General features: G+C 59.4%; 5 protein-coding genes. 4 read left to right on the forward strand and 1 reads right to left on the reverse strand.

The genetic code is table 11. The features are described 5' to 3' along the window. Positions 1-336, forward strand: a 336-nt coding sequence (locus SO180_RS41955; RefSeq protein ID WP_449384632.1) for an ATP-dependent DNA ligase, incomplete at its 5' end; no start/stop codon positions are given. Positions 337-1,038: 702 nt separating this feature from the next. On the opposite strand, the gene SO180_RS41960 is transcribed toward SO180_RS41955, so the two are convergent. After that, positions 1,039-1,332, reverse strand: coding sequence for a response regulator transcription factor (locus SO180_RS41960; protein ID WP_449384633.1), 294 nt, complete (start codon positions 1,330-1,332; stop codon positions 1,039-1,041). Between the two features lie 644 nt (positions 1,333-1,976). Between SO180_RS41960 and SO180_RS41965 the strand changes: the two genes are divergently transcribed. The 3 genes from SO180_RS41965 to SO180_RS41975 all read left to right on the forward strand — a co-directional run bounded on the left by SO180_RS41965 (position 1,977) and on the right by SO180_RS41975 (position 4,241). Beyond that, positions 1,977-2,459 (forward strand): hypothetical protein, encoded by a 483-nt coding sequence (locus SO180_RS41965; protein WP_449384634.1) that lies wholly within the window; start codon positions 1,977-1,979, stop codon positions 2,457-2,459. Positions 2,460-2,670: 211 nt separating this feature from the next. After that, a complete protein-coding gene (locus SO180_RS41970; RefSeq protein WP_449384635.1) occupies positions 2,671-3,657 on the forward strand; it encodes an ABC transporter substrate-binding protein in 987 nt (328 codons plus the stop codon). A gap of 176 nt (positions 3,658-3,833) precedes the next feature. Further along, a complete protein-coding gene (locus tag SO180_RS41975) occupies positions 3,834-4,241 on the forward strand; it encodes a GFA family protein (protein WP_449384636.1) in 408 nt (135 codons plus the stop codon). The last annotated feature ends 577 nt before the right edge of the window (positions 4,242-4,818 follow it).

Raw genomic sequence — 4,818 nt, forward strand, 5'->3', positions numbered from 1 at the left:
CGCCTGCTGTCCCGCAACGGCAGCGACTGGACCAAGCGCTATCCGTGGATCGCCGAGGCCGCGCTGAAGAACCGCCAGAAGCACTTCGTTATTGACGGCGAGGCCGTGATCCTCGGCATCGACGGCATCTCCGATTTCAACGCCCTGCACTCCCGCAAGCACGATCACGAAGTGCAGCTTTACGCGTTCGATGTCCTCGCGATGGACGGCGACGACCTGCGCAATCTGCCGCTACACCTGCGCAAGACGAACCTGGAGCGGCTACTGGCGCGCCGACCCGACGGGATCACGGTCGCACCTTTTGAGCGCGGTGAGCTTACATGGGAGGAGAGCTGAAAACTGCTCTACTAATTGCGGCAGGACTTGCGATTGTCTGTTTTTCGGCAGCTCTCATGGCTGGCAGAATTATCGGCTGAACCAGTCGCGCGACGACGGCGCATGGGGTCCGATGAGGCCGTAGTTACGATCCGTTTAGGAATTGTTGAAAGATCTTCGCCACCGCATAGCCGCACAGGCTTCGCAACAGTCTCACGAAATGATCCGATACGTCGGAGGGTAGTAGCTTGCAGACCTCATCGAACGATCCGCTCACCATTGTAGCAAGGTCATGGGCGGAAGCGTGCTCAGCCCATCGCCGCCCCAATTCCAAACCGCGTTGACGTTCCTGCTCAACTTCCATCGAGGACCACCATTGGGGCCCCGGCGCAGTTGTGTGGGCTGCGCCGGGGTCATACGCACATCCGCCGATAGGGGGCTCGGAACCGGCAAAGTGCGCGATACCAATAAAGCACAGGCTGAGGCGTCAGAAAGTGAACCTTGTGCCAGTAGTTTCGTAGCTTCTGAGGGGGTCGAAAGCGGAGCTTCAGAGCTAGCCATCGCTCGCATCTGCTCCATGCATTGACTGACGCGCAAAGAGTACATGCGCAGGTTGCTCGGCCTTTTTGTCAGCGGCTGGTGCCGCTTCGGACCACGTTGGCCCGCGCACCCCGCTTTTCGGCAGAACCCAAACGACCGGCGCGCGGATCGAAATCCCGATGCCTACGTTAAGCCTTTGTAGGTGCTCCAGCTTGCCAGTCGCTCGGCGGCGACCGCGATCTCGGCCTGCGAGTCGATACCAAGCTTGGCGAGCAGCCGGGCTCGCTGCTGTGCAACTTGCTTGGCGGTCCCGCGAATTCGCTCGGCGATCTGAGCATCACTCTTCCCAGCCGCCAAGCGCCTCAGGAGCCGCTTCTCGCGCGGACTTAGCGGCAGTTTGCTCATGGCCATTTGTCTGGGCTCGACCGCCTGTTTCAATGCGCCAAGTGCAGCAAACGCATTTGGGACGACCGACACAGTAGACTGCGGGGCCCATCAGTCCGGCAAGATCATGGCGACGGCCAGCGCTCCCAGCGCGGCTAGCACGAGCAGCGCAATGAACAGACGATCTACACGCCCCATGTCTCGCTAACAGGATCAGCCCTGACCAAATTTGATGCAGATCAATGCCGAGCCCTAGACCCTTGGGCGTCATGGGCCATGGAGGTGCAATGGGGAATGGAGCCAACCTCTGACTACGGCGCCTGGCCACAGGCGACACGATCACTGTGCGCTATGTCGAGACTGCATCAGCGGCTTAAGCCAAGCGGCGTCGCCGATCAGTACGGATACCCGCCGGGGCAAACCCAGTTGCCGTAAGCGTCGTAGCCGCAGCCGCAGCGGTAGTAGGCCCCCGCCGCGGCGGCGCCGACCGTGGCGGCTCCAACCGCCGCCGCACCGACACCGTAGCGGTAGCCGCGATACGCCCCTGCATACGCCCCGATAGCCGTAACGCCCCCCGCGCACAGCGACAGCGCCGCCCCGCTATCCCCGAGCCGCGACCGCGCCGCCTTGGTGCAGGTCTTAAGCATCAGCTTGAGCAACAGATCGGTCGGAGATTTTCAATTGACGGCCCCGCCGACATGGCGATGATAGCCGTTACGTAACGGAGGGAGATCGTCATGGGTCTCAACAATCCCGAGCGGCAAGCGCGATGGCGCACCAAACGGAAGGAGGAAATCGAACGACTGCGCAACGTCGTCGCCGAACAGTCCAAGCAATTGGCCGAGGCGCGAAGGGAAATCGAGATCGCCGCCCTTCAGCAAGAGAACGCGGCATTGAAGATTGCGCTTGCTGATGAGCGCAAACAGCATGCAGCAACCAAGGCCATGGCGGCCAAGCCCGCACCGCCGCCGATTGATCCCGACGAGGTGGCTCGCCTCATGGAGACGAACCGCAACCTGCGCCTCGCGCTGCAAGACATGACTAAATGGTATGAGGGGGAAAGTCGCCGGAAGGGCTTCATGACGTTCGCGACTTACGGCAAGCTCATGAAATGCTTGCATCCCGACAGCCAGCCAAGCGACGCGGAGAGAAGTGAGGCATGCGCGCTGCTCGGTCAATGGAGACAGGACGGGGATAGAGCGCGACGTCGAGCCCAGTAGCGGTCCGCTCAATCCTGCGCCGATAGCTAGGCTGCCTCGACTGGGGCCTGCACTCCCCCCTGCCTCTGCTTTGAGGCACAGACCGACGACATTTGCTCGCTCTGAACCTTACTGCTCGTGACCGAAGGATGCGGTCCTCACTTTACCGCTCTCGCGCCGTGAGAAAGTGCTAACCTTCTCATCCCACGAGCGTGGTCCTTGAGGGAGCCACATGCGACGGCGCGATCTTCTCGCAGGATTGTTGGCCACGATAACGGCTACCGCGCTCCGGGCTGCCGAGCCAAAAAGGGTCTATCGGCTGGCGCTTTGCTGGCATTTCGCTGTTCAACCGCGGGGGCCCTTTGCTAGCCGTATGTTCGATCGCTTACGCCAGCTTGGTTACATCGAAGGCAAGAATCTAGTCGCGAATACATATTTCGCTGAGAATCGGCCTGAACGCTACGCAGAGATCGCACGCGACGTTGTGCAAGCAAAGCCCGATGTGATCATGACTAGCTGGGACAACCAGTTCATATCTCAGTTCGCAAAAGAGACGTTCACGATTCCAATCGCTGCAATGTTTCCATCGTTCGATGCCGGACTGGTGCGAAACATGGCGCGGCCGGAAGGCAATATCACCGGCGTCGCCATGGACGCCGGGATCGAGATGCAGGGAAAACACCTCGATATCCTGCGGCAGGCCGTCCCGTCTGCGTCGCGCATCGCCTATCTCTCCAGCCGCTACGATTGGGAAGGAGCGTGGGGGCATGCGGTTGTCGAGGCCGGGCGCAATTCGGGCATTTCAATTATCGGCGTATCGATGGACCATTGGGCAGAGGAAGAGGACTATCGTCGAGCGTTTGAGACCATGGCACAGCAGTCCGCAGACGCGCTCATGTTTAACGGGCTAGGTGGCAATTGGACTTACAGAAACCTCATCGCTGAGCTGGCGTTGAAATATCGGTTCCCGTCCATTGGCTGGTCTCCTGATGTTGTCGAGAACGGCCCCGGACTCCTGTCTTACGCGGCCGACTTGAGCGATTTACCGGACCGCATGGCTGAACAGTTGAACCTAGTTCTCAAGGGCACGAAGATAGAGGATATCCCCGTCTACCAGCCGACGAAGTTCATTCTTGCGATCAACCTGAAAACCGCAAAGACGCTTGGCCTCGAAATACCTGCCTCATTACTCGCCAGCGCCGACGAGGTCATCGAATAGTGCCGTCGTGCTGCGGCGCATGAGGCCAGTGCTGGCCCTTCTGCGAAGTCTCCGCACGCCTCGTTGGGGTCCGGTCAGTAAAACGGAACTTTGCGAATTCGGTTCGCAAACATGCACACCGAGACCATGAGCAGGTTAGCATGAGCTTGCGCACGAACGCGCTGCGGAGGATTAAGATGAAAATCGACGGGCGTTGTCACTGCGGATACATCACCTTTGAGGCCGAGATCGAGCCGGACAAGACCCTGCTCTGCAATTGCACCGACTGCCAGACGTTCTCCGGCTCTGCTTTCCGCGTGCACGCCTTCACGCGGGAAGACACTTTCAAGTTGCTCTCGGGCGAGCCAAAAATCTACGTCAAGACGGCCGAAAGCGGCAACAAAAGGCCACAAGCGTTTTGCCCGGAATGTGGAACGCATGTCTACGCGACGGCGCTCGGAGCAGGCCCCAAGATTTACGCCATCCGCGTGGGCTCCATTCGTCAACGCGACCAGATCGTCCCCCATACTCAGTGGTGGTCTCGCTCCGCGCAGCCATGGCTCACATCCGTCGGGTCGATGCGAACTTTCGAGAAGCAGCCTTAGAGAAGAGTAAGTCCGCCATCTCCCGCGCCGAGCCCGCCGAAATGGCGGATGCCATTGCTCTGCGGCAAAAAGCAATTGCAAAAGCTAGGGAACTGCTTTCAGAACCTCCACCTGATACCTGTTTGGGACGCTTGCATCATATCTGATCCCGCTCCCGCATAAGGAATAAGCGACCAAGGTCCGCTTCGTCGTGCAATAACTTGCGATGATCTCATCCTTCACGCAGCGAGTTTCAGTATGAAGGGAGGCACTCTCAAGGAGTTGCAGTCGCAACGATTCGCGCGCATGCCAGCGCTCTTCGCGAAGTCGTTTGTGTTCCGAACGCAGCAGACGGTTCTCGGTAATCGCGAGTTGGCCACGGCTGGCGAGTGGATCGTGATTAGTCATGCTCGATGCTGACCACATGCTCCCCCCCCACGCATTCACTTAAGACAATTCTTCGCGGGATATCGTTTGGAACAACTAGCCGCCTGCGTGCACAGTCGATGTCGCCCTTTGTGCGGTGGACTCAACCGGTCGGTGCAACACTCTAATCTTTTAGCAGAGATGGAGTGTGGACATGAAGCAGCGACGTCGC

The sequence above is a fragment of the Bradyrhizobium sp. UFLA05-112 genome (genome assembly GCF_053572325.1).

Excerpts from the sequence above, each read along its gene's own strand:
- SO180_RS41965 (WP_449384634.1), top strand. The coding sequence starts at position 1,977 with ATGGGTCTCAACAATCCCGAGCGGCAAGCGCGATGGCGCACCAAACGG.
- SO180_RS41970 (WP_449384635.1), top strand. The coding sequence starts at position 2,671 with ATGCGACGGCGCGATCTTCTCGCAGGATTGTTGGCCACGATAACGGCT.
- SO180_RS41975 (WP_449384636.1), top strand. The coding sequence starts at position 3,834 with ATGAAAATCGACGGGCGTTGTCACTGCGGATACATCACCTTTGAGGCC.